This is a genomic window from Exiguobacterium sp. EF_C8, from assembly GCF_054956715.1.
The window spans coordinates 321575-340892 of record NZ_CM143264.1 but is presented as its reverse complement, the minus strand read 5'-3'; the positions used below and the strand labels follow the sequence as shown (position 1 = coordinate 340892).

Annotated in this window: 20 protein-coding genes and 1 pseudogene; 6 read left to right on the top strand and 15 right to left on the bottom strand. The window is 47.3% G+C overall.

What is annotated here, in order from left to right; all coding sequences use genetic code 11:
• Positions 1–62: 62 nt before the first annotated feature.
• From ACY2IG_RS01905 to ACY2IG_RS01895, 3 genes are all read right to left on the bottom strand, one after another.
• Positions 63–548 carry a FixH family protein gene (locus ACY2IG_RS01905; RefSeq protein WP_462618288.1) on the bottom strand — a complete coding sequence of 162 codons (486 nt, stop codon included), beginning with the start codon at positions 546–548 and terminating at the stop codon, positions 63–65.
• Complete coding sequence (locus tag ACY2IG_RS01900; protein ID WP_462618287.1) at positions 541–1908, bottom strand: PepSY-associated TM helix domain-containing protein; 1368 nt, start codon at positions 1906–1908, stop codon at positions 541–543. Before ACY2IG_RS01900 ends, ACY2IG_RS01905 begins: the two co-directional genes overlap by 8 nt.
• A gap of 273 nt (positions 1909–2181) precedes the next feature.
• Complete coding sequence (locus tag ACY2IG_RS01895) at positions 2182–2763, bottom strand: DedA family protein (RefSeq protein ID WP_313489447.1); 582 nt, start codon at positions 2761–2763, stop codon at positions 2182–2184.
• 271 nt (positions 2764–3034) lie between these two features.
• On the opposite strand from ACY2IG_RS01895, the gene ACY2IG_RS01890 reads away from it, so the two are divergent.
• On the top strand, positions 3035–3820 hold the full coding sequence (locus ACY2IG_RS01890; RefSeq protein WP_308102212.1) for an NUDIX domain-containing protein: 786 nt from the start codon (positions 3035–3037) through the stop codon (positions 3818–3820).
• A 48-nt stretch (positions 3821–3868) separates the two neighbouring features.
• On the opposite strand, the gene ACY2IG_RS01885 is transcribed toward ACY2IG_RS01890, so the two are convergent.
• Positions 3869–4717: a VOC family protein gene (locus ACY2IG_RS01885; RefSeq protein WP_308102213.1), complete on the bottom strand. Its 849-nt coding sequence runs from the start codon at positions 4715–4717 to the stop codon at positions 3869–3871.
• A 121-nt stretch (positions 4718–4838) separates the two neighbouring features.
• Between ACY2IG_RS01885 and ACY2IG_RS01880 the strand changes: the two genes are divergently transcribed.
• Complete coding sequence (locus tag ACY2IG_RS01880) at positions 4839–5189, top strand: winged helix-turn-helix transcriptional regulator (protein ID WP_290785982.1); 351 nt, start codon at positions 4839–4841, stop codon at positions 5187–5189.
• 104 nt (positions 5190–5293) lie between these two features.
• Positions 5294–6076, top strand: coding sequence for a nucleotidyltransferase domain-containing protein (locus tag ACY2IG_RS01875; RefSeq protein ID WP_462618286.1), 783 nt, complete (start codon positions 5294–5296; stop codon positions 6074–6076).
• Between the two features lie 49 nt (positions 6077–6125).
• Here the strand turns inward: ACY2IG_RS01875 and ACY2IG_RS01870 are convergent, their stop codons facing one another.
• The 3 genes from ACY2IG_RS01870 to ACY2IG_RS01860 form a co-directional block, all read right to left on the bottom strand.
• Entirely contained in the window at positions 6126–6710 is a 585-nt protein-coding gene (locus ACY2IG_RS01870) for a DUF4352 domain-containing protein (RefSeq protein ID WP_462618285.1), read from the bottom strand.
• A gap of 167 nt (positions 6711–6877) precedes the next feature.
• Positions 6878–7813, bottom strand: a complete 936-nt coding sequence (locus ACY2IG_RS01865) for an NADP-dependent oxidoreductase (RefSeq protein WP_214856188.1) — start codon at positions 7811–7813, stop codon at positions 6878–6880.
• Between the two features lie 112 nt (positions 7814–7925).
• On the bottom strand, positions 7926–9395 hold the full coding sequence (locus ACY2IG_RS01860; RefSeq protein ID WP_462618284.1) for a methyl-accepting chemotaxis protein: 1470 nt from the start codon (positions 9393–9395) through the stop codon (positions 7926–7928).
• Between the two features lie 154 nt (positions 9396–9549).
• On the opposite strand from ACY2IG_RS01860, the gene crcB (ACY2IG_RS01855) reads away from it, so the two are divergent.
• Positions 9550–9948 carry a fluoride efflux transporter CrcB gene (gene crcB, locus ACY2IG_RS01855; RefSeq protein WP_462618283.1) on the top strand — a complete coding sequence of 133 codons (399 nt, stop codon included), beginning with the start codon at positions 9550–9552 and terminating at the stop codon, positions 9946–9948.
• Positions 9949–10299, top strand: a complete 351-nt coding sequence (gene crcB, locus ACY2IG_RS01850) for a fluoride efflux transporter CrcB (protein ID WP_462618282.1) — start codon at positions 9949–9951, stop codon at positions 10297–10299.
• Positions 10300–10346: 47 nt separating this feature from the next.
• Here crcB (ACY2IG_RS01850) and ACY2IG_RS01845 read toward each other — a convergent pair whose 3' ends face one another.
• The 7 genes and pseudogenes from ACY2IG_RS01845 to ACY2IG_RS01815 all read right to left on the bottom strand — a co-directional run bounded on the left by ACY2IG_RS01845 (position 10347) and on the right by ACY2IG_RS01815 (position 18265).
• A complete protein-coding gene (locus tag ACY2IG_RS01845) occupies positions 10347–11201 on the bottom strand; it encodes a DegV family protein (RefSeq protein ID WP_035411284.1) in 855 nt (284 codons plus the stop codon).
• Positions 11202–11271: 70 nt separating this feature from the next.
• Positions 11272–12303, bottom strand: coding sequence for an aldose epimerase family protein (locus tag ACY2IG_RS01840; protein ID WP_462618281.1), 1032 nt, complete (start codon positions 12301–12303; stop codon positions 11272–11274).
• An 89-nt stretch (positions 12304–12392) separates the two neighbouring features.
• Entirely contained in the window at positions 12393–14069 is a 1677-nt protein-coding gene (locus ACY2IG_RS01835) for a LytS/YhcK type 5TM receptor domain-containing protein (protein ID WP_462618280.1), read from the bottom strand.
• Positions 14070–14247: 178 nt separating this feature from the next.
• Positions 14248–15570 carry a hemolysin family protein gene (locus ACY2IG_RS01830; RefSeq protein WP_308102221.1) on the bottom strand — a complete coding sequence of 441 codons (1323 nt, stop codon included), beginning with the start codon at positions 15568–15570 and terminating at the stop codon, positions 14248–14250.
• Between the two features lie 36 nt (positions 15571–15606).
• The gene (locus tag ACY2IG_RS01825; RefSeq protein WP_235514036.1) at positions 15607–15828 is read right to left on the bottom strand and encodes a MerR family transcriptional regulator; all 222 of its coding nucleotides are present in this window, start codon (positions 15826–15828) and stop codon (positions 15607–15609) included.
• A gap of 27 nt (positions 15829–15855) precedes the next feature.
• Positions 15856–15933: pseudogene (locus ACY2IG_RS01820) on the bottom strand (MerR family transcriptional regulator); the annotation flags it as partial.
• 196 nt (positions 15934–16129) lie between these two features.
• Entirely contained in the window at positions 16130–18265 is a 2136-nt protein-coding gene (locus ACY2IG_RS01815; RefSeq protein ID WP_462618279.1) for a (Fe-S)-binding protein, read from the bottom strand.
• A 204-nt stretch (positions 18266–18469) separates the two neighbouring features.
• Between ACY2IG_RS01815 and ACY2IG_RS01810 the strand changes: the two genes are divergently transcribed.
• Positions 18470–18817 carry a hypothetical protein gene (locus ACY2IG_RS01810; protein WP_035411302.1) on the top strand — a complete coding sequence of 116 codons (348 nt, stop codon included), beginning with the start codon at positions 18470–18472 and terminating at the stop codon, positions 18815–18817.
• A 48-nt stretch (positions 18818–18865) separates the two neighbouring features.
• Here ACY2IG_RS01810 and ACY2IG_RS01805 read toward each other — a convergent pair whose 3' ends face one another.
• Positions 18866–19303, bottom strand: coding sequence for an NUDIX hydrolase (locus ACY2IG_RS01805; protein WP_462618278.1), 438 nt, complete (start codon positions 19301–19303; stop codon positions 18866–18868).
• Positions 19304–19318: the final 15 nt, after the last annotated feature.

Sequence of the window (19318 nt, the reverse complement as noted above, 5' to 3'; positions counted from 1 at the left end):
CTATACGAAAAATGAGAGGGCGGAATAGTATTCCACCCTCTCATTTTTTATTTCCTTATTCTTCAATGATGGTGACCGCTACTTCCGCCAGCTGGTTTTGCTCCACCTTGTAAGATTCTTAAATCTTCTTTCGATAACTCACCGACGATGAACTGCCGTGTTGGCATGATCATCGTACCTTCACTGCTTGCATGCGCTTTGACATAATACAAACCGGATTTCGGTAGTGCCTTCGCAATCGTATAGACACCTGGCTTTGTCTCCTCTGCCGGTTCCATACTATAGCGTACTGTTCCATCTGCTTTCCAGATTTCGAAATGTACATAATCGACTTTTTGAACCGGTTTGGCTTCACGCCAGACTGTTGCTTCAAACGTCTGCTTTTTCTTGGCATCCGGTTGTAAGTCCTTTGGGATATTCATTTTGATCGATAACGGCTTAGCTACGGCATACTGTTCTGCTGCATCGGAATCGACCGCACAGCCAGCAAGACTCGTCGTCGTGACGAACAGTCCGCCGAGCATGAGTGTTTGTATCGATTTACGCATTGAAGAACCTCCTTACACTCGGAATACGACGGATGACGAGGAAATCGACCAGCCAGACGACGAGCAACGATAGACCGACGAGCGGGAAGACGATTCCCAGCACGACAAGCACAGCGAGGAATCCTTTCAACATGAATGCTTTCGGTCCTTTCGGCGCCCCCATCCCTTTACTTGGTTTTCGCTTCAGCCAGAGATAGAAACCACTGACTGCCACGAGAATGATTCCGAGACAAATCAACAGACTAATTAACTGATTGAACCAGCCGAATTCCGTTCCTTTGTGAAGCGTGATTCCGGTCGCGACGATCTTTCCGACGATACCATAGTTGTCATAACGATAGTCGGCGAGCACGGCACCGGAATATTGATCGAGATGGATCGTCGCTTCATTCTGTGCTTTCGCTGGATACGCAGACAGCGTATAGACACCGCTCGGATCACTTGGAATACTGATCTTAAAGCTTGGATCCATCCCTTGTTGTTTGCCGATTGCAACGATGTCATCGATCGAAGCCGGGACGGCTCCTTCGACTTTTGATTGCGGGACATCAAGTGTTTCGGCAGCCCACGGGACTTCTGCGATATCCTTCGTTTGAAGAGTTGACTTCGGTGCTTCCCCACCCCAGATGGACGGTGGATAACCAAGACCTTGGTTCGTGACGAGTGACTGGAAGTTCGTCCCCCAGAAGCCAGACCACGGAAGACCTGTCAGGATGAGGAATAACATTCCTGCTGTGATCCAGAATGCCGGAACGGCGTGGAGGTCACGACGAAATAACTTCTTGCCTTGACGAAGACGTGGGAACAAAACACCTGACAGCCCCTTTTGCTTACGCGGGAACCACAAGAATAATCCTGTCACGATCAAAACAATCGCCCAACACGCAACAAGTTCGACAATCCGGTCGCCTGTCGTTCCTGCCATCAGCTCTCCGTGGATCTCTTCGATTTTGTTCATGATCCGGTCATCATCCGGTAATGTTCCAATGATCTTACCGGAATACGGATTGACGAAGACCGTCGCCGACATTTTAGGTGAAGAGATATTCACTTCACTTGATCGGTCGTCGGATTCACCCGGTCGGTATGACGTGACGAGCGCGTCCGGATACTTCGCTTTAACGCGATTGATTTGTTCCGTCGCAGTGATGCGATCTGCTTTTGGTGTAACGTCATAATACGATTGATACAGGACGTTTTCGATTTGTGGCTTAAATAAATAGATCGATCCTGTCACAGCAAGCATGACTAGGAACGGTGCAAAGATGATACCAGCATAAAAGTGCCATCGCCAAATCGTCCGATAAGCAGAAGAAGTCGGTGCTTTTTTGACCGTCTCTTCCGTCTGCATGAGATTCATATGTATCCTCCTTCGACAGGAAATATGTCCACTCTGTGAACACCTCTTAGTATAAGCGTTTACAATCCCTTTCCATCCACTGGCTTGTGACGATAAATTGCCAATCCAGTGTGTAAACCACGTTGCTTTTAAGAAGTGATGTGCGTCATTTTTTGACAATGATTTCACTTCTTTGATGGATTATTTCTTATTTCAAAAAACTATCCTTATTTATAAAACCAAACTTTATCCAAAAAAGCGAATCCATTATCGGATTCGCCGTTGTATTTAGATTTACATCGAGGACTCTTCTTTCAACGATTCCTTTTGACGATGATGATGGACGATCCCGATGACTGCTGCTCCAATAAGGATCATGATGATTGATCCGATGACGCCAGGATTCACCTGTAGCCAGTTCCACAGTTCCGACCAGGTCACAGCTTCTCCGATTCGAATGATGATGAATGTCCACAGTCCCGTATAGACGCCTGCTGCTAAGAACGTCATCGCTAAATAACGCGGTAACGGATAACCGAGAAGTCCAGCGACATAATGAATCGGATGTCTGACGCCGGGTAAGAAAAATGATAGTCCAATTGCCCATAACCCGCGTCGTTCGATGATTGCTTCTGCTCGTTCTAAGAAACGGGACTTCATCCAGCGTTTGACGAGTGGAATTTCTCGAAAGAACCGGGCAAGCAGATAAAACCATGTAAAAGCGATAAAGAAAATCGGCCATGCCGTCAACCAGATGACGACCGGATACATTCCTTCTCTTAAACGCAGTGCTGCAAAACCCATCATTAAGACATCGTCCGACAATGGGGTAAACATGATTCCGCCAGCTAGGCGGACGAGTGCCATGATATCCATCACATATCCCTACTTTCTGTTTCTCTCTATATTCAGTATCCCCGATTTTTCTAAAGTTGAGCCCCGTCCGTTTCTTAAGTTCTTCTTTAGCTGTACTTTTTTGAGCAAAATAAATCGTCATCGATTTCGGAAAGCCTGTTACGTCATATGAATGGGTTCAGCCCCTTTTCATAAAAAATCCTTTTTCCACCTCGAGAAAAAGGGTTTCATCCGTTCGTTCGAGAAGGGGTACAACGTACATCCGAACGCTCATCTGATAGGAGGAATTTCCATGTTGCATCGCCGGAAGACCTATACGATTCGTCCCGAACGCCTAGAAGAATTTACTGAGTTTTTTCATACCTACCTGTATCCGCTTCAAGTCAGTCATGGTGCCCGTCTCGTTGGTCGCTGGGTGACGGAAGCAGAAGATGAAGTCATCGCTATCTGGGAATACCGCGACCGCGAACATTACGAACAAGTCGATCGTGATGTCCGAAACAGTGCCTTACGCCGTGAAGCGATGAAGAAACGCGCGCGCCTCGGCAAAAACCTCTATATCAAATCCTATGAAGATTTCATGACGTCGACTGGTACGTACGCTCCCCCTCGCGCGATCGTCAGCGTGACCGCGTACATCACAAACGATGCCGGTGAAGTCCTGCTCGTTCGCAACCTCCACCGGGGTGATACGTATGAGATGCCGGGTGGACAAGTCGAAAATCATGAGTCGATTCTTGACGCGATCAAACGAGAAGTCAAAGAAGAAACCGGGATTGATGTCACAATCGATGGAATTACCGGTATCTATCAAAACGTCTCAAGTCATGTCCTTTGTGTCTGTTTCCGCGGAAAATCCGTCGGTGGTGAACTTACGACACAAGAAGGCGAAACGACGGATGTCGGCTTCTTCCCACTGACACGTGACTCGCTGAGTGAATACATCAAACGGGATCATTTCCAGTTGCGGACGCTCGACGCCATGGATCCGCACTACTTCCCGCATGCCTTATATAAAGTCAGACCGTATGAGCTGATCAGCCGGTATGACGGTAATGCAACGTCATCTTCACGATAAAACAAAAAATCCCCTTGCAGATTTTTCTCTACAAGGGGATTTTTTCAGTTATGTTGTCAATCGAGCAGTGATTCCAGCATCATCGGTGACATAGACAGCATCTGCTTGATCCGTAACGGTATAAGCAGAAGACTTCAACGTCTCGATTGCTGCACGGAGCGTCGCTTGATCCGGATAACGCAGTGTCCAGTAGACAAGCCCGACCGCATCTTGCGGATTCGTCGGTGCGTCAACTCCCGACCAGACGTTCAGACCGATATGATGATGGTAACCGCCAGCAGCGACGAACAACGCACGCATTCGCGAAGCGTCAGCCGCAACCTCAAAGCCGAGCGTATCGACATAAAATGTCCGCGCTGCTTCCAGTGTCTTGACGTGGAAATGGACATGTCCCATGACGGTCTCGGCCGGCATACCATACCAGTCTTCTTCTCCAGCTTCGACGAGCATACTTTGCCAATCGACAGGATCGGTCGTCATCTTGACATCTCCATTTGCTTCATACGTCCACGTCTCACGTGGACGATCGGCATAAATCTCGATCCCGTTCCCATCCGGATCCGATAGATAAAAGGCTTCACTGACAAGATGGTCACCTTGACCAATCTCAATCCCTTGTTCGATCAAATTGCGGATGACGAAACCGAGTTCTTTTCGGTTCGGTAGCAAAATCGCAAAATGGTATAACCCGGCAACCGAGTTCGGTGGGAAACGGCGGGCATTCGGATGAACTTCGAGCTCAACGAGTGGTGTACCTTGTGCGCCAAGAACTGTTAGCTGATCCGTTTGTGTCAGTACACGTAATCCGAGTGATGCTGTATAAAATGAAACGGAACGGTCAAGATCCGTGACGCGTAAACGAACGGGACCAAGTGTAATCTGTGGGTGAATCGACATGTTGTTTCCTCCTTCAATGAAATAGCTTGTACCTCTATTATTACGCGGAAGTGATGGAAGCGGAAGTAGGCACGAATAAGTGGTATAGTATCCTAAACGATACCATGAAGGAGGAAGACCGATGGAAGAGACACCAAGCTGTCGAGTCGAGACCGCACTCGAAATCTTGACCGGAAAATGGAAACCGTCGATTTTACTCGTCTTGATCACACACGGAACGCTCCGCTTCAGTGAATTGAAACGACAATTGCCGAACATTACGCAAAAGATGCTGACAGCTCAATTGCGCGAGCTCGAACTAAACGATATCGTGCATCGCGAGATTTACCAAGAAGTCCCGCCACGCGTTGAGTATTCGCTGACGGATTACGGTCGGACACTTATCCCGGTTCTTGACGCCATCAATGCATGGGGCGAACAGCACGTCATTCATCTTGAAAATAAAGAAAAAGTAACTTCTGCCTCCCAATGAGAAATCCATTTCGATGTGATTTCTCATTTTTGTATGGAATAAACTGTCTATTCCCCCGTATACTAACCTAATAGACTTCTGTTTTCGGAAAGGAATGAGTCCTCATGCATCAACTCCATGCAATCGAGCAACTCGTTGCTCGGCTCAAACAAGATCCTGCAGTCGAAGCCATCTTCTTGAAAGGATCCTTCGGACGAGGAGAAGAAGACGTTCATTCAGACATCGATCTGTACTGTCTCGTCTCGGAAGAACGCCAAACGAAATTTTTATCACGTCGACTGTCCCACCTCTCTGTTTATCGCCCCATCATCTGGAAAGATGAGATCGACATCATCGCACCACAGATGATCGTCGTCTATGATGATTTGTTACATATCGATTTATTCACGGTGACACTTGATTCGCTAAACCATAAGGATCAATTACGTGTCCTGTACGATCCAAAACAGCAATTGACGGACTTTACGGATACTTGCGACTTGACGCTTTCCGCACAAGAAGCGACCGATGAAGCGATTGATGCCGTCTGGTTCTTGTTCCAATACAAAAAAGCAGCGGCACGGGGAAACGACTTATGGGCAGTCGAGATGCTCCGGAGCGCCTTGATCAAGTTCGCGAAAGTCTTGCTTCATCACCATACTCCAGATCGGGCGCAGCTCGGATTAAAGACGATTCCGACGACATTGCCTGACGGTCCACGCCTTTCTCTTGAATCAATCTATGAAGTCTTGACACCCGCAACGCATGCTGAAGCGGCTCAACGTTATCTGGCATGTCTAGAGACTGAACGGAAGACACTCGATCGGACGCTCGTCACGCATCCCGAGACACTCGACTTACTCGACCGATTGACACAGGAGCTCTCGATCCAACAATCCGGACGGTAATAACAAAGGAGGAGCGAACAAATCCGCTACTCCTTTTTATGCTCGCTAATTAACGTGTCAATTGAATCTCTTTTGATTGTCCACCTGCCCAGCCAAAACCGGATGAGACTTCAAGCTTCGGATTTTTGACCTGTTTCGGTAATTCAAAGACGATGTTGCCGGTTTTTTCGATATTCGGGTTGATCGTCTCTAGGAAGAAGCCCATGCCGTCTTCATTCGCATAGAGATCGAGTTCCGTATCGGCTGAATACTCGGTATCGCCGACATTGACTTTAAACATGTTGCTATCGACGAAGCGCTCTTCCTTATCTCCATTTAGAATCGTCAGACCGATGACTAAGAATTGTCCTGATGTTTTCTTTTCGCCAAGGACGTTCGATAACGTGTCGACCATCTTGACGTCATTGGCGACATACGTCAATTTCCCGACCTTTACCTGATCCTTGATGCCATAGGTTTTCTTGACCGGCTTCGCCGCTGCTTTTGCTTTCACTGGTTTTGCTTCTGATTGGACTGCTTCTTGTTCGACCTCTACTTTTTTCTCTGGCGCCACTTGTTCTTCATCATCTCCTAGATTTCCAAGGATGACTGCTCCGATTACGATGATTCCTGCCCACTTCAATCCTTTTTTCATGTTACTTCCTCCTTTTAATATGGCTGACTCACTTCTAATAGCCCTAGTATAGGAAGAAGCAACCCCTTATCCTTTACACTTTTTTAACCAGGTTATTTTTTGTTTATGGTTTGATAAAAAGATTGACAAAAATAAAAGAGAACGCTGATTTCAGCGCCCTCCTCTTCTTATTCTCCTTTGACCCGGATGACTATTTTGCCTTTTGCATGTCCTTCTTCGCCATAATCATGCGCTTCCTTGATTTGGTCGAGATCAAAGATCCGGTCGACGACGGGTTGTAGCTCGCCACGTTCGACGGCTTTAGCGATATGTTGCAAACGCTCACCGGTCGGTTGCATGAAGACGTAGGCCGAACGGGCATTGTGTTGTTTCGCTTGCTCTTCATCGGGTGGTGTGGAAATCGAAACAAGCATCCCATTTGGTTTCAGCATCTGATAGAGCTCCCCTTGCTTGTCTCCGCCCATTGTATCGAATACAAAATCGACGTCCCGGACACGGTCGGCTGGATTTTCTTGTTTGTAGTCGATGACTTCGTCGGCTCCAAGCGATTTTACCCAGTCGACATTTTTCGTACTTGTTGACGTAATGACGTACAACCCGTTCGCTTTCGCAAGTTGGATTGCAACCGTTCCGACGCCCCCTGATCCGGCACCAATAAAGATCCGATCACCTGGCTTCGCATCCATCACTTCGAACATGACCTGCCACGCTGTATGCGAGACGAGCGGAAGGGACGCTGCTTCTGCGAAACTGAGCGATTCTGGTTTTTTAACGACAAGATGCGCATCAACTGCGACATACTCCGCATAGGTCCCTTGACGAGCGATTTCTGGACGACTGAAGACGGCGTCCCCGACTTGAAGATCCGAGACGTTTTCTCCGACTTCCTGAATCACTCCTGCAACGTCCCAACCGATAACGAGCGGCATTTCGTAGCTCAGCATCTGACGCAAGTACCCCTCTCGTAACTTCCAGTCGACCGGATTTACGCTCGCGGCATAGACTTCAATTAAAACATCATCTGGTCCGATGACCGGCTTTTCCAGTTCTCCGATCTTAAATTGTTCCGATCCACCATACTGTTCAATGTAAGCTGCTTTCATCCGTTGACTCCTCCTTCGATAATCATTCCCTATCTTCTTCCCCGTCCGTTCCACCAACAAACAGTCTGAGAATAGACAACAGCTCCCCACTGATCAATGAGGAGCTGTTTCGTTAACGATTCGTTTGCTGAAGGGTAGACGCCGTCTCGTTCAAGGCATGAATCGCCTGTTGCAGTTCCATGACCTGTCCGACTTGATGACGTGTCAGACCTGATAATGACTCACTTTGCGCGAGCAAGGCATTCATGAACGTGTCGAGTTGACTGGTTGCTGTCGTGATAGCAGTAAGACTACTTGTCATCGTCGCGAACTGAGTCTGCGCCGACTGGATCGAACCGACGACTTCCGCTGTATTCGTCTCAATCGTCTGTAGCGCCAATTGACTATCTGCCATCCGTTCTTCCTGTTCACGTAACAAAGTCGTACTGGCATGAATCGAGTTTCCGGTTTGCGTAACATCCTGCTCAACACGTTCAATGATCGTATTGATTTCCTTCGACGCTTCTGCCGTCTGTGATGATAGATTACGAATTTCTTGCGCAACGACCGTAAAACCTTTTCCGAACTCGCCCGCGCGAGCCGCTTCGATCGACGCGTTAAGACTAAGCAGATTCGTTTGCGTCGCAATCGCGTTAATACTCGACGTGATAGCGACGATCTCCTGGAAACGCCCAGCAAGCTGTCCGAACGACGTGACCGACTCATCCATGCTCGTCGTTAATTGTTGCAGCGATTGTCCGGCAAGACCGATCGTCTGCCTGCTTTGTTCAGCTGTTGTCCGCGATGACGAACTCCGCTCGAGCGCACGGTCGACTGATACCGTTACCTCTTGCATCCGGTTAACTTGCTGGTCGTTCAATTGGCGAATTTCACGAATCGCTTGAACGCTTCCTGCTGCTTCATTTGCCAGCTGTTGCATCGCCAGATCAACCTGACTGAAGGAATCCTTCGCCGCGTCGACCGTTTCACTCATCTCTTCCGTGAACGTCGTTACTTCCGTTGCGGTTGCTGCCGTCTGCTCAAGGGCAATTTGCGACGTTGCCGCGTAGGCTTCCGACCGTTCTTGTTCTTGGCGGACGGCTAACATGACGTTTCGTCCAAAGACGGCGACAAAAACAGCTGCTGAGAAAATCATCAAATAGATGACATAGGCGACGATCAAATCGAATGTATTCGTAAAGACAATCTTTCCTAGCATTGTGAATACTGCCATCTCAACGAGTCCAAGGATTCCAGCGAGAATGACCAAACGTGGAATCAAATAGACGATTGAAATCGTCAAGTAGAGATAGGCGATCGTCCAAATGCTCGGAGACGGCAAGGTCATCAAAACGAGAGCGAGGACGAAATACGTTAACGTCACTTGAACGTACTTCCCGCTCGGACGATGTCCAAGTAGGCGGTTGCCCACAAGCAACGCGACCGTCAAGATCAAACCACCGACTAAAAACTGATAAAACACACTGATTGGGACGTAATTCATTTGCGCAAATAAGAAAATCAATGGATGCGCAATCGTAATTAACGTTGCAATCAGACGGGATAAAATCTTTGTACTTTGTTGCTCGAGGGCAGATACCATCTTGTTCAAACTCCTTCATCATAGTAAAGTCATACAATTGTTCATCGGCAGAAAGAATTCAATCGTTAAGTCCCTCGGATGACTTTTTTTCTTGACGCTTTCTTGAGAGCGGGAGTACGTTTAACGTAGACTTTTTTCAGAAAAGAGGATTCCTATGCTCTATGTACTCGTAGGTCTCGCAGGTGTTCTCGGTGCCTCTGCACGTTATGGACTTGGACTGCTGATTGGCGACTTTACGACCGGTCCGTTTCCGTGGCCCACGCTTGCGATCAACTTGATCGGTAGCTTTCTGCTCGGCTATGCGACACACTTCCTATTTCGAACGAAACTCTTGCATCAATATGCGATTACAGCTATTGGAACGGGCTTCATCGGCTCATTCACGACATTTTCGACATTCAGCGTCGAGACTGTGACCTTATTTAACGAACGTCATTTAGCGGATGCGTTCCTCTACGTACTCGTCAGCCTGTTCGGCGGTCTGTTCCTGTCTTATCTTGGTTACGCGCTTGGAACAAGACGATTGCGGCACGTGACGAAAGGACGTGACTGAATGACATTACTCGCCCTCGCCATCGGTGCTTTTTGTGGTGCTATCAGTCGCTTTGCTGTCAGTCAATGGATGAAGACGTTCTGGAAACATGAATTTCCACTAGCAACATTCCTGATTAATGTATTTGGCTCGTTTTTACTCGGACTCGTCATCGGATCGCATCTTGATACGACCTGGACGTTACTGCTTGGTACTGGCTTTCTCGGGTCGTTTACGACGTTCTCGACGTTCAAGATTGAAACGTTACAGCTCTTACAAGATGGAAACCGTAAAGTACTCGCCTTCTACTTGATATGCAGTTATGGATTCGGAATCCTCGCTGCCTTTTTCGGTATCACCTTGACCGCTTGATTAAAAAAAGAGGCGATGGAAAAATCCATCGCCTCTTACATGTAATTTTAATCATTCATCCAGAACAGACCGACCGTCTCTGCTCCGGCATGTGTCCCAATTGCCGGTCCGAACGTGCCTTCAAGAATCGTCAGATCCGGGAATTTCGCTGCGACCTGTTGGCGCAGTTCTGCTGCCATTTCGGGTGCCATCGTCGTCGCAACATATATCCGGTTCTTATAGAACGTGTGTTGACGCATCGACTCATCGATTTGTTTGACCATCTCGATGTAGGCTTTCTTAAGAGAACGCGCTTTTTTGAATGGTACGACTTTTCCCGCTTCATCCGTCGTGATGATCGGTTTGATGCTGAGTAAGTTCGCAAGGAACAGGTCTCCTGACGAGACACGTCCACCGCGACGCATCGTCTCCATATTACCGACGATCATATAAAAATGGGTCTTTTTCGTCAATGCTTGTAACGCCGCAACGATTTCTTCGACCGATTTCCCCTGTGCCTCAAGTTCCATTCCGTAACGAATGAATTCCTGTTGGTTTTCGAACGCGGTATGGGAATCGATGATATGAACCGGGAAGCTTGCCGCTTCCGCTGCTGATGCTGAGCTTTGAACGGTACTTGATAAGCCATTCGTACAATGTACTGCAATCGCGCAGTCATATCCTTCTTCTTTTAGCCGTTCGTATGTCCCGACGAACTCACCAAAGATCGGTTGTGAAGTTTTTGCAATCAGCTTTTTGTCCGCATCCAGGGCACGAAACAGACGCTCGACCGTAATGGCATTCTCTTGATACGCCGTATCACCAAGTAAAATTTGAATCGGCACGACATTGACGCCGATCGCTTCCGCCTCTTCTTTCGTGAAATAGGCCATACTATCGGTCACCCATGCAATTTTAGTCATTTTCCTTAGCCTCCGTTAGATTCTTCTCGCTCTATCCTACCATATACAGGAGTGGAAATCGCAAGATACCTCATGACATCATCTGAAAATGAAACGATGTACGCTTATGATAGTGCTCACCGGCACGCAAGACAACGGAAGGGAAATCTGGTTGATTGATCGCATCCGGTAGCCCTTGTGTCTCAAAACAGATGCCCAGGTACGGCGTTGCCCGTCTTCCACAAATCGTGAACTCGCCTGACAAGTGATTGGCCGTGTAGACGACGACCCCCGGTTGGTCGGTTACGACCCGTAACCGCCGCCCGCTGATTGGTTCGTCAAGAACGATTTCCCCACCTTCTCTAAGCAGGAAGGGATGATCCACCCCGCTACCCGCTTGACGAAGTTGTTCGTCTGGTGCGTGTGTGACTTCATGTAGAAAACGGGCATCGAGAAAATCAAAAACGGTGTCTGTTACCGGGAGTATGTCACCGGTCGGTACGGCATCTTTCGTCAACGGAATATAAAAAGGGGCGTCCATTCGCAGGACGTGCTGTTCGATTGTCGTCTTCGCCTCACCCGTCAAATTGAAGTACGTATGATTCGTCGGACTGAACGGTGTCGAGGCCGTCGTCTCCGCTTCATAATGAACATGCAGGACGTTCTCGTCTGTCCATTCGAAGGTCAACTCAAACGATAAGTGACCTGGGTAGCCGTTCTCTCCATTCGGACTATCTAATCGTAGGACGAGTCGGTCATCGTTGATTTCGTGCGTGAACATCCGGTTCGCCCAATTCTCGCTTCCCCCGTGAAGATGATGCTCGCCTTCATTTTGTTCAAGTACATACGTCATTCCTTCGAGCGCGAACGCTCCGTTCGCGATTCGTCCTCCGACACGTCCGATCGTTGCGCCTAAATGGTGTGGATCATCCTGGTATTCTGACAGGTCATCAAATGCGAGTACGACGTTTTCAATCATCCCTTGCTGATCTGGAACCCGTATCGCAAGAATTTTTGCGCCTCGGTTCAAGATATCGACACTATGTCCATGAACATTCTCTAACGTGAACCGTAACAAGTACTGATCTCCTAGTTGACCCACTTCTGCTGTCGTAATCATCATCTGCTTCCTCCTGTACAATACGTTTTGCTGTTTTCCTATTTACCCTTGAAGCAACACAAAAAAACAACAGTAGCAAAGTGCCACTGTCGTCAAGGCGATGGAAAAGGTAGCCGGACTTCGATTCGTGTTCCTTGATGGATAATGGAATAGACGCGTAGTGACGCAACCGGACCATATGTCACCTCCAGTGCGCGTCGAATCAAGAACAGATTCGAATCACCTGATTCTTTTTGATCCAGTTGTTGCATCACAGCAAACGGCATTCCTTGCCCATTGTCTGCGACTTCGATGACCCAACCCGTCGTCGACTTAAAGGCGCGGACATCAATCCGGTGATGCCGTCCTGCCTTTACGAACGCGTGACGTAGTGCATTATCGACAAGCTGTGTCACGAGGAACGGGAAAACGAAGTATTCCTCAACGGAAGTCTCGATGTCGAGATCGACCGTGATATCAGCGGATGTCAATTGATTCGGACGGCGGCGTGTACCTTCGAGCGATAGATAAGCTTTTAGCGTCGCTAGTTCCTCACGCAGTGGATGTTCATCGTGCCGCGTCGCTGTCGTCAAAAGTTGAAGCAACGCATTCAATTGATGTTTTACAGGAGTTCCGGGATCGGCTGTCCGCTGAATTTCTTCGATGATGCCTTTGAGATAACTGACGTGTAACATAGGTTTCATCTTTCTACCGCTTAATCGGAGCAACTGCTCTTCTCGGTGCATGTATAACTCTCGTGCTAATAAACGGACAAGTTGTTCCGTCATTCGCTCGACCGTATCGTCAAATAGATCTTTCGAGAAATAACAGATGACACCCGCCTTTTGACCGTTGATGCGTATTGGATGAAAGCTTAGAATCTGTCCCGTCAGTTCATCTTCCTGTCGGACGGGTTCTTCTGCCTCAATCCATTGTTGTTCCTCACGTCTCGGTTGTTCGCCACAGACAGCAGGTTGCTGTTCCGTCATATCAATGACGACTTCCGTCGCTCCGAGCAAGACGACACGTTGCATTTTCGTCTCCTTTAATAATGTCGCTCCGATTTGTCGGGCGACTTCTGACGTCAATCCCTGCTTTCGTAAGGGTTGCAACGCTTGTAATAACCGATCAGAACGCTCCGTTTGTCGGACGAAGAGATCACCTTCGAGTCGAAGTTGCGTTCGTAAAATCATGATAAACAGTATGACACCACATGTGTTCGCGAATAATAGCGGAAACACCGCATGACTGATTAAATCAAGCGCCTGCGTCGTGTCTGGAGCCAGCAACAACGTGATTCCACTTTCAAAGAACAATGCGACTAAGACGATGCCGACTGGTGGAATCAAGGCATAGTCATCCCGTAAGCGCCAACGTTTCCGGTACCATCCACTCACGAGCCCAGCTACCATCGCAATGATCCAACCTGCTTCTGCCCCTAGAGAACCGAGTAAATAGCGGTGCAACCCGACTAGACATCCTGTGATCCCACCGACGATTGGTCCACCGATCAGACCGCTCGTCACGATGACTGCTAAACGTGTATCAAGTAATAAAGCATCCTTTTTGACGGATAACCCGAGTAACGGATCGATCGTTGTATCATTCGAAAGCACGATTCCCGCATAGTTCATTAAAATACCAGATGATACGAATGCTAAAAGAAGTGGTACATTCATCCCGCGGTCCATCTTGAATATGTATCGAGAAATGCGCCACTGGGACAATAAAAAGGCTAACAGTGCTAACATACCTAAACGACTCAGTAAGAATGGAATCTGATCAAGCACGGAATACCTCCTCGTTTCATAGGACGCGAATCGACAATACGGTAGTTGTAGATTACATTCCCGCTCACTCCACCATTCTCCTATCATGACCGTTGAAAGTTCACACAATCCGCAAGTTCTTAATTTTTTGACTGATGTGATATAAAAAAATCGGCTCCTCGATGAGGAACCGACCATCTTATCCTTCTGCTTCTACTTGTTCAGCTGGATGCAACCAAATCTTGACGCGATTGATTTGATAGTTCTCCATCTCCATTACTTCAACCGAAAAATCTGGTGTATCGATGTGCTCACCGGGTTGAAGATCAATATTGTGCATCTGAATCCAGCCGCCGATCGTATCCACGTCCTCGACGTTCGTAAATCGAATGTTGAAACGTTCTTCTAAATCCACGAGTAATACAGTACCGTCCAGTAAAAATTCGTCAGATTTGATTTGTTCGATTTCTTCGACTTCATCTGCATCGAATTCATCACGGATTTCGCCGACGATTTCTTCGAGTAAGTCTTCCATCGAGACGAGTCCTGCTGTTCCACCATATTCATCGACGACGAGTACGAGGTGTGTCCGGGTCCGTTTCATCTTCCGCAATGTGTCCTGAAGTGATGTTACTTCAGAAACGACCGGTAGTTCCTTGATGTAATGTGTCACCGGATGTTCGTTCCCGTTCGCAAAATCCGTCAAGACTTCCTTGACGTTGACGTATCCAAGAATCCGGTCTTTATCGTTCTCTTCTGTGACCGGATAACGCGTATACGGATTGTCCATGAAGATTTCCATCAGTTCATTCTTCGTCAAACGTTCCGAGATCGTCTCCATCCGCATTCGTGGAACCATTAAGTCTTTGACAATATGCTCGTCAAAGGCGAAGACGTTCTGCATGAGAGCAAGTTCTGTCTGATTGATTTCACCACTTTGAAAACTTTGCGCCATGATGATTTTCAATTCATCTTCTGAGTGGGCTTGTTCATGTCCTGCTGGTTTGACACCGAACAGACCAAGGAACAGGCGTGCTGAACCGTTGAGTAACCAGATGAACGGATACATGATCTTCCCGAACACATACAGCGGACGAGCAAATAACAATGTCATGCGTTCTGCATACTGAATCGCGAGTGTCTTCGGAGCAAGTTCGCCGATGACGACGTGTAAGAACGTTACGGATACAAATGCGATACCAAACGACAAGAGTGTTGAAACAGCAGCAGAGATCCCGAAGTCATCGAAGACCGGATGCAAGATCTTTTCGACTGTCGGTTCTCCAAGTGCCCCAAGACCGAGTGCCGTGACGGTAATACCGAGCTGACAGGCAGACAAGTAATAATCAAGATCACCGGCGATTTTTTTCGCAAGGACCGCACTTTTATTGCCTTCCTGGATCATCTGATCCAAACGCGACATCCGCACTTTGACGACAGCGAATTCCGATCCGACGAAGAACGCCGTCAACACGATCAACAACACCACTAAAAATAAATTGATGAATAATATAGTATCCAAAATCCCCTAAACAGGGGTCACCTCCATTGTTTTGTATTAAAGCTGTGCAATCAGAGAAGCAATCAATGTCAGACGTCGGGACAGTTCTAAGCGAATCGCTTGTTTTTCGACTTCCGTCGACTGCAACAAACGTTGCTCGAGTCCTTCAACCGTCGTCTGTAATTGTTGTACTTCCTGATAAATCGTCTCTCCTGTTTTTTGTTCTCGTTCCGTAAAAGAAGCAAGAATCTCTTGCAGGGAAAGCCGTTGAGACTTCAAATATTCAATCTTTTCGATTTGATGAATGACCGATTCGTCATACAAACGGTAGCCCGATGCAGTACGCTCTGATGTTAAGAGACCGAGTGATGTGTAGTAATCAATCGTTCGTTTTGATAAGCCGGTGGTCTCCGCGACCTGACCGATTCGAAGTAACGCCTTCCCAAAAGATTCTCACCTCCTTGCCATAGTTAGTCCTTTTATTTTATCATGTCAAAACCATACAGTAAAACGTCATGCTTTTAATAAAAAAACGATTACTCCCGTTGATACGAGAATAATCGCTTATACACTTCTAATTTTAAACTGTGGCAATTGGCTCTTCGACCGCTATACCAACGATCGACCGTTCTAATAATTCGACGACATCATACGTGGCGACTGCTTCATCCACTTCCTTCGCCTTCGTACCGTCACTAAGCATCGTCAAACAGTACGGACATGCTGACCCGATGACGGATGGTTGGACGGTCAACAATTGTTCCGTCCGCGCGACGTTGACACGTGCACCAACTTTTTCTTCTTGCCACATCATGCCGCCACCAGCACCACAACACATGCCTTTTTCACGGTTACGTTCTGTCTCGACGAGTGTGATGCCTGGAATCTTCTCGAGAATATAACGCGGTGCGTCGTAAATATCATTGTATCGACCGAGGTAACACGAATCGTGATAGACGACCCGCTCTTTGACTTCATGTAACGGTGTGATGCGTTTCTCATCAATCAGACGAGCGAGCAATTCGGTATGGTGATAGACTTCGACATCCGGACTAAGTCCGAAGTCTGGATACTCATTTTTGAATGTATTGTAGGCATGCGGATCAATCGTGACGATCTTTTTGACGCCATACTTCTCAAATGATTTGATGTTTGCTTCCGCGAGTTCTTGGAACAAGACTTCGTTACCGATTCGACGTGGTGTATCGCCCGAGTTCTTCTCGTCATTACCGAGAATCGCAAACGAGATATTTGCCTCGTTCAGAATACGGGCAAACGCCATCGCGATTTTTTGACTCCGGTTATCGTACGATCCCATCGCCCCGACCCAGAACAGGTACTCGAACTCTTCGCCCGCTTTCTTCTTTTCTTTCGCTGTCGGAACGACGAGTTCATCACGGTTTTTCCGCCAGTTTTCGCGCTCTTTCCGGTTCATCCCCCATGGATTACCTTGACGTTCGATGTTTGCCATCGTCCGCTGCATTTCCGGATCCATCTTGCCTTCCATCATGACGAGATGGCGACGGAGGTCGATGATTTTATCAACATGTTCGTTCATGACCGGACACTGATCCTCACAGTTTCGGCACGTCGTACACGCCCAAATTTCTTCTTCCGTAATGACGTTCCCAATCAATGAATCCGGGACGATATCCATCTGTCCGGCTGCTGCGAGCGAGGCAATCTGATTTCCTTGCGATCCTTCGAACGCAAAAGCAGGTGCCCATGGTGAACGTTGTGTGATGGCTGACGTTTTCATATTAAGATGGTCCCGTAATTTAACGATCAAATCCATCGGTGACAACATCTTCCCAGTTCCGCTTGCTGGGCACATGTTCGTACAGCGACCGCACTCGACGCAGGCATATAGATCAACGAGTTGCTTTTGATTGAAATCTTCAATCCGATTGACCCCGAAGCTGAATTCCGCTTCGTCGCCTTCTGCTTCTTCCATGACGGATAGATCAATCGGTGCCAAACGACCAACCTTCGATGTCCGACCGAGCCAGACGTTTGCTGTACCGGCAATCAAGTGCGCATGCTTACCTTGTGGGATGTAGACCATGAAGCTAAGTAGGAACAAAAGATGCGCCCACCAGAAGAAGACGAATAATCCGAAAGCGACCGATTCCGGTACCCAGCCGAATAAGAACGCAATGCTTGAAGCGACGGGTTCACCGAGCGTCGAGTGGTTCTCATAGACAAGGAAGAATCCATTTCCGAAGAGGACGGCAACCATCAAGCCACCGATGAAGATCAAGGCAAGACCTGCTAAGAAATTTCGCTTCAGACGGACGAGCTTCTCGACATACCGGCGATAAAAACCCCAGACGACGGCAATCAAGATGACGAGCATGACGATCTCTTGAAAGAATGTAAAAAATGGATAAAGTGGACCGAGCGGGACATGCGGAAAACGCTGACCGACGGCAAGTCCTTTCCAGATAAAATCAATCGCTCCGAATTGAACGAGTAAGAATCCATAGAACATCATGACGTGGATGGCGCCACTTTTCTTATCTTTTAATAGTTTCTTTTGACCAAAGACGTTAACTAAAACTGCGTCTAGTCGTTCTTTATTCGTCAGCGTCCATTCCGCCTTTTTCCCCCGTTTAATGGCGGCGTAACGACTTTTGACAAGTGATGTGAACAGATAGCCTGCATAACCGATGACGAGTAGGAAGGCAATCCAGTTAATGATTAAAAACGTATTCATGTTCGAACAAACCCCTTTCCCCCTAAAGCAGTTGTGTTGAAATGAGTATAGCATATAATGAATGACTATTCATTCATAAATTTTCAAATAAATTTCTGACTTATTCATTGACTTAATCTGTCAAAAAAATAAAACACATCCATAAAAAGTAAGTTATCGTATATATGGTCATTTTATTTATATACATATCAGGAGGTTTTCATTATGCAAGGTATTCTTCAACATCCAAGCGGTCTCGTCAAAGAAGTCAAAGTAGGCTTTTCTTGGACAACATTCTTTTTCGGCTTTTTCCCAGCTTTTTTCCGAGGCGATTTTAAATGGGGATTGATTCAACTCGTTCTTGCACTTGTCGTCGGTACTGCTACGGTAGGCTTTGGAACAGGTCTCGTCAGTCTCGTATTTTCGTTCATCTATAATAAAATCTATATAAACGAGTTGATTGAAAAAGGATATCGTCCAATCGACACCTCCTTCCAACAAGCTTTGAAACAACGCGGAATCCATACACGTCTATTATCTGAAACATCTGCTCGTCAAGAAGCAGCATTCTAAGCAAAAGAACGGATACACTCCTTTATAAGGATGATCCGTTCTTTTTGCTTACCACTTCATCTCTTCAAACATATAATAACCTTTGTGTTGTTCTGTTAAGTATATATATAACGGAAGACGGACATCCTCACTTGTGATGTATTCCGTTAGCTCTCTTTGATTGATCCACTTCGTCTCGCTAATTTCTTCATCAGGATCATTCGGATCGAGTACTCCGCTCACCTCGCAATCAAAATAAGTGACGAGACTGTGCGCTTGATAAGTTGGCATGAAGTTCTCCGTCAAGAAGGCAAACGACGATGATGTGACTGCCAAGCCAGTCTCTTCAGCAACCTCACGACGAAGTGCTTGCTCGAGTGTCTCCCCAGCTTCAATCTGTCCACCGGGTAAGCTCCACCGATTGTCCTGACCCGATTGATTGTTGACAATGAGCAGTTGATCGCCCTTCCGGATGATCGCGACGATGATTCGATAGAGTGGATACATGACGCTTCCTCCTAA

Coding starts and splice junctions, on each gene's coding strand:
- crcB (WP_462618282.1), top strand. CDS start 9,949: ATGACATTACTCGCCCTCGCCATCGGTGCTTTTTGTGGTGCTATCAGT.
- ACY2IG_RS01865 (WP_214856188.1), bottom strand. CDS start 7,813: ATGAAAGCAGCTTACATTGAACAGTATGGTGGATCGGAACAATTTAAG.
- ACY2IG_RS01845 (WP_035411284.1), bottom strand. CDS start 11,201: ATGACTAAAATTGCATGGGTGACCGATAGTATGGCCTATTTCACGAAA.
- ACY2IG_RS01815 (WP_462618279.1), bottom strand. CDS start 18,265: ATGAATACGTTTTTAATCATTAACTGGATTGCCTTCCTACTCGTCATC.
- ACY2IG_RS01805 (WP_462618278.1), bottom strand. CDS start 19,303: ATGTATCCACTCTATCGAATCATCGTCGCGATCATCCGGAAGGGCGAT.
- ACY2IG_RS01840 (WP_462618281.1), bottom strand. CDS start 12,303: ATGATGATTACGACAGCAGAAGTGGGTCAACTAGGAGATCAGTACTTG.
- ACY2IG_RS01870 (WP_462618285.1), bottom strand. CDS start 6,710: ATGAAAAAAGGATTGAAGTGGGCAGGAATCATCGTAATCGGAGCAGTC.
- ACY2IG_RS01890 (WP_308102212.1), top strand. CDS start 3,035: ATGTTGCATCGCCGGAAGACCTATACGATTCGTCCCGAACGCCTAGAA.
- ACY2IG_RS01895 (WP_313489447.1), bottom strand. CDS start 2,763: ATGGATATCATGGCACTCGTCCGCCTAGCTGGCGGAATCATGTTTACC.
- ACY2IG_RS01810 (WP_035411302.1), top strand. CDS start 18,470: ATGCAAGGTATTCTTCAACATCCAAGCGGTCTCGTCAAAGAAGTCAAA.
- crcB (WP_462618283.1), top strand. CDS start 9,550: ATGCTCTATGTACTCGTAGGTCTCGCAGGTGTTCTCGGTGCCTCTGCA.
- ACY2IG_RS01905 (WP_462618288.1), bottom strand. CDS start 548: ATGCGTAAATCGATACAAACACTCATGCTCGGCGGACTGTTCGTCACG.
- ACY2IG_RS01900 (WP_462618287.1), bottom strand. CDS start 1,908: ATGAATCTCATGCAGACGGAAGAGACGGTCAAAAAAGCACCGACTTCT.
- ACY2IG_RS01880 (WP_290785982.1), top strand. CDS start 4,839: ATGGAAGAGACACCAAGCTGTCGAGTCGAGACCGCACTCGAAATCTTG.
- ACY2IG_RS01885 (WP_308102213.1), bottom strand. CDS start 4,717: ATGTCGATTCACCCACAGATTACACTTGGTCCCGTTCGTTTACGCGTC.
- ACY2IG_RS01860 (WP_462618284.1), bottom strand. CDS start 9,395: ATGGTATCTGCCCTCGAGCAACAAAGTACAAAGATTTTATCCCGTCTG.
- ACY2IG_RS01875 (WP_462618286.1), top strand. CDS start 5,294: ATGCATCAACTCCATGCAATCGAGCAACTCGTTGCTCGGCTCAAACAA.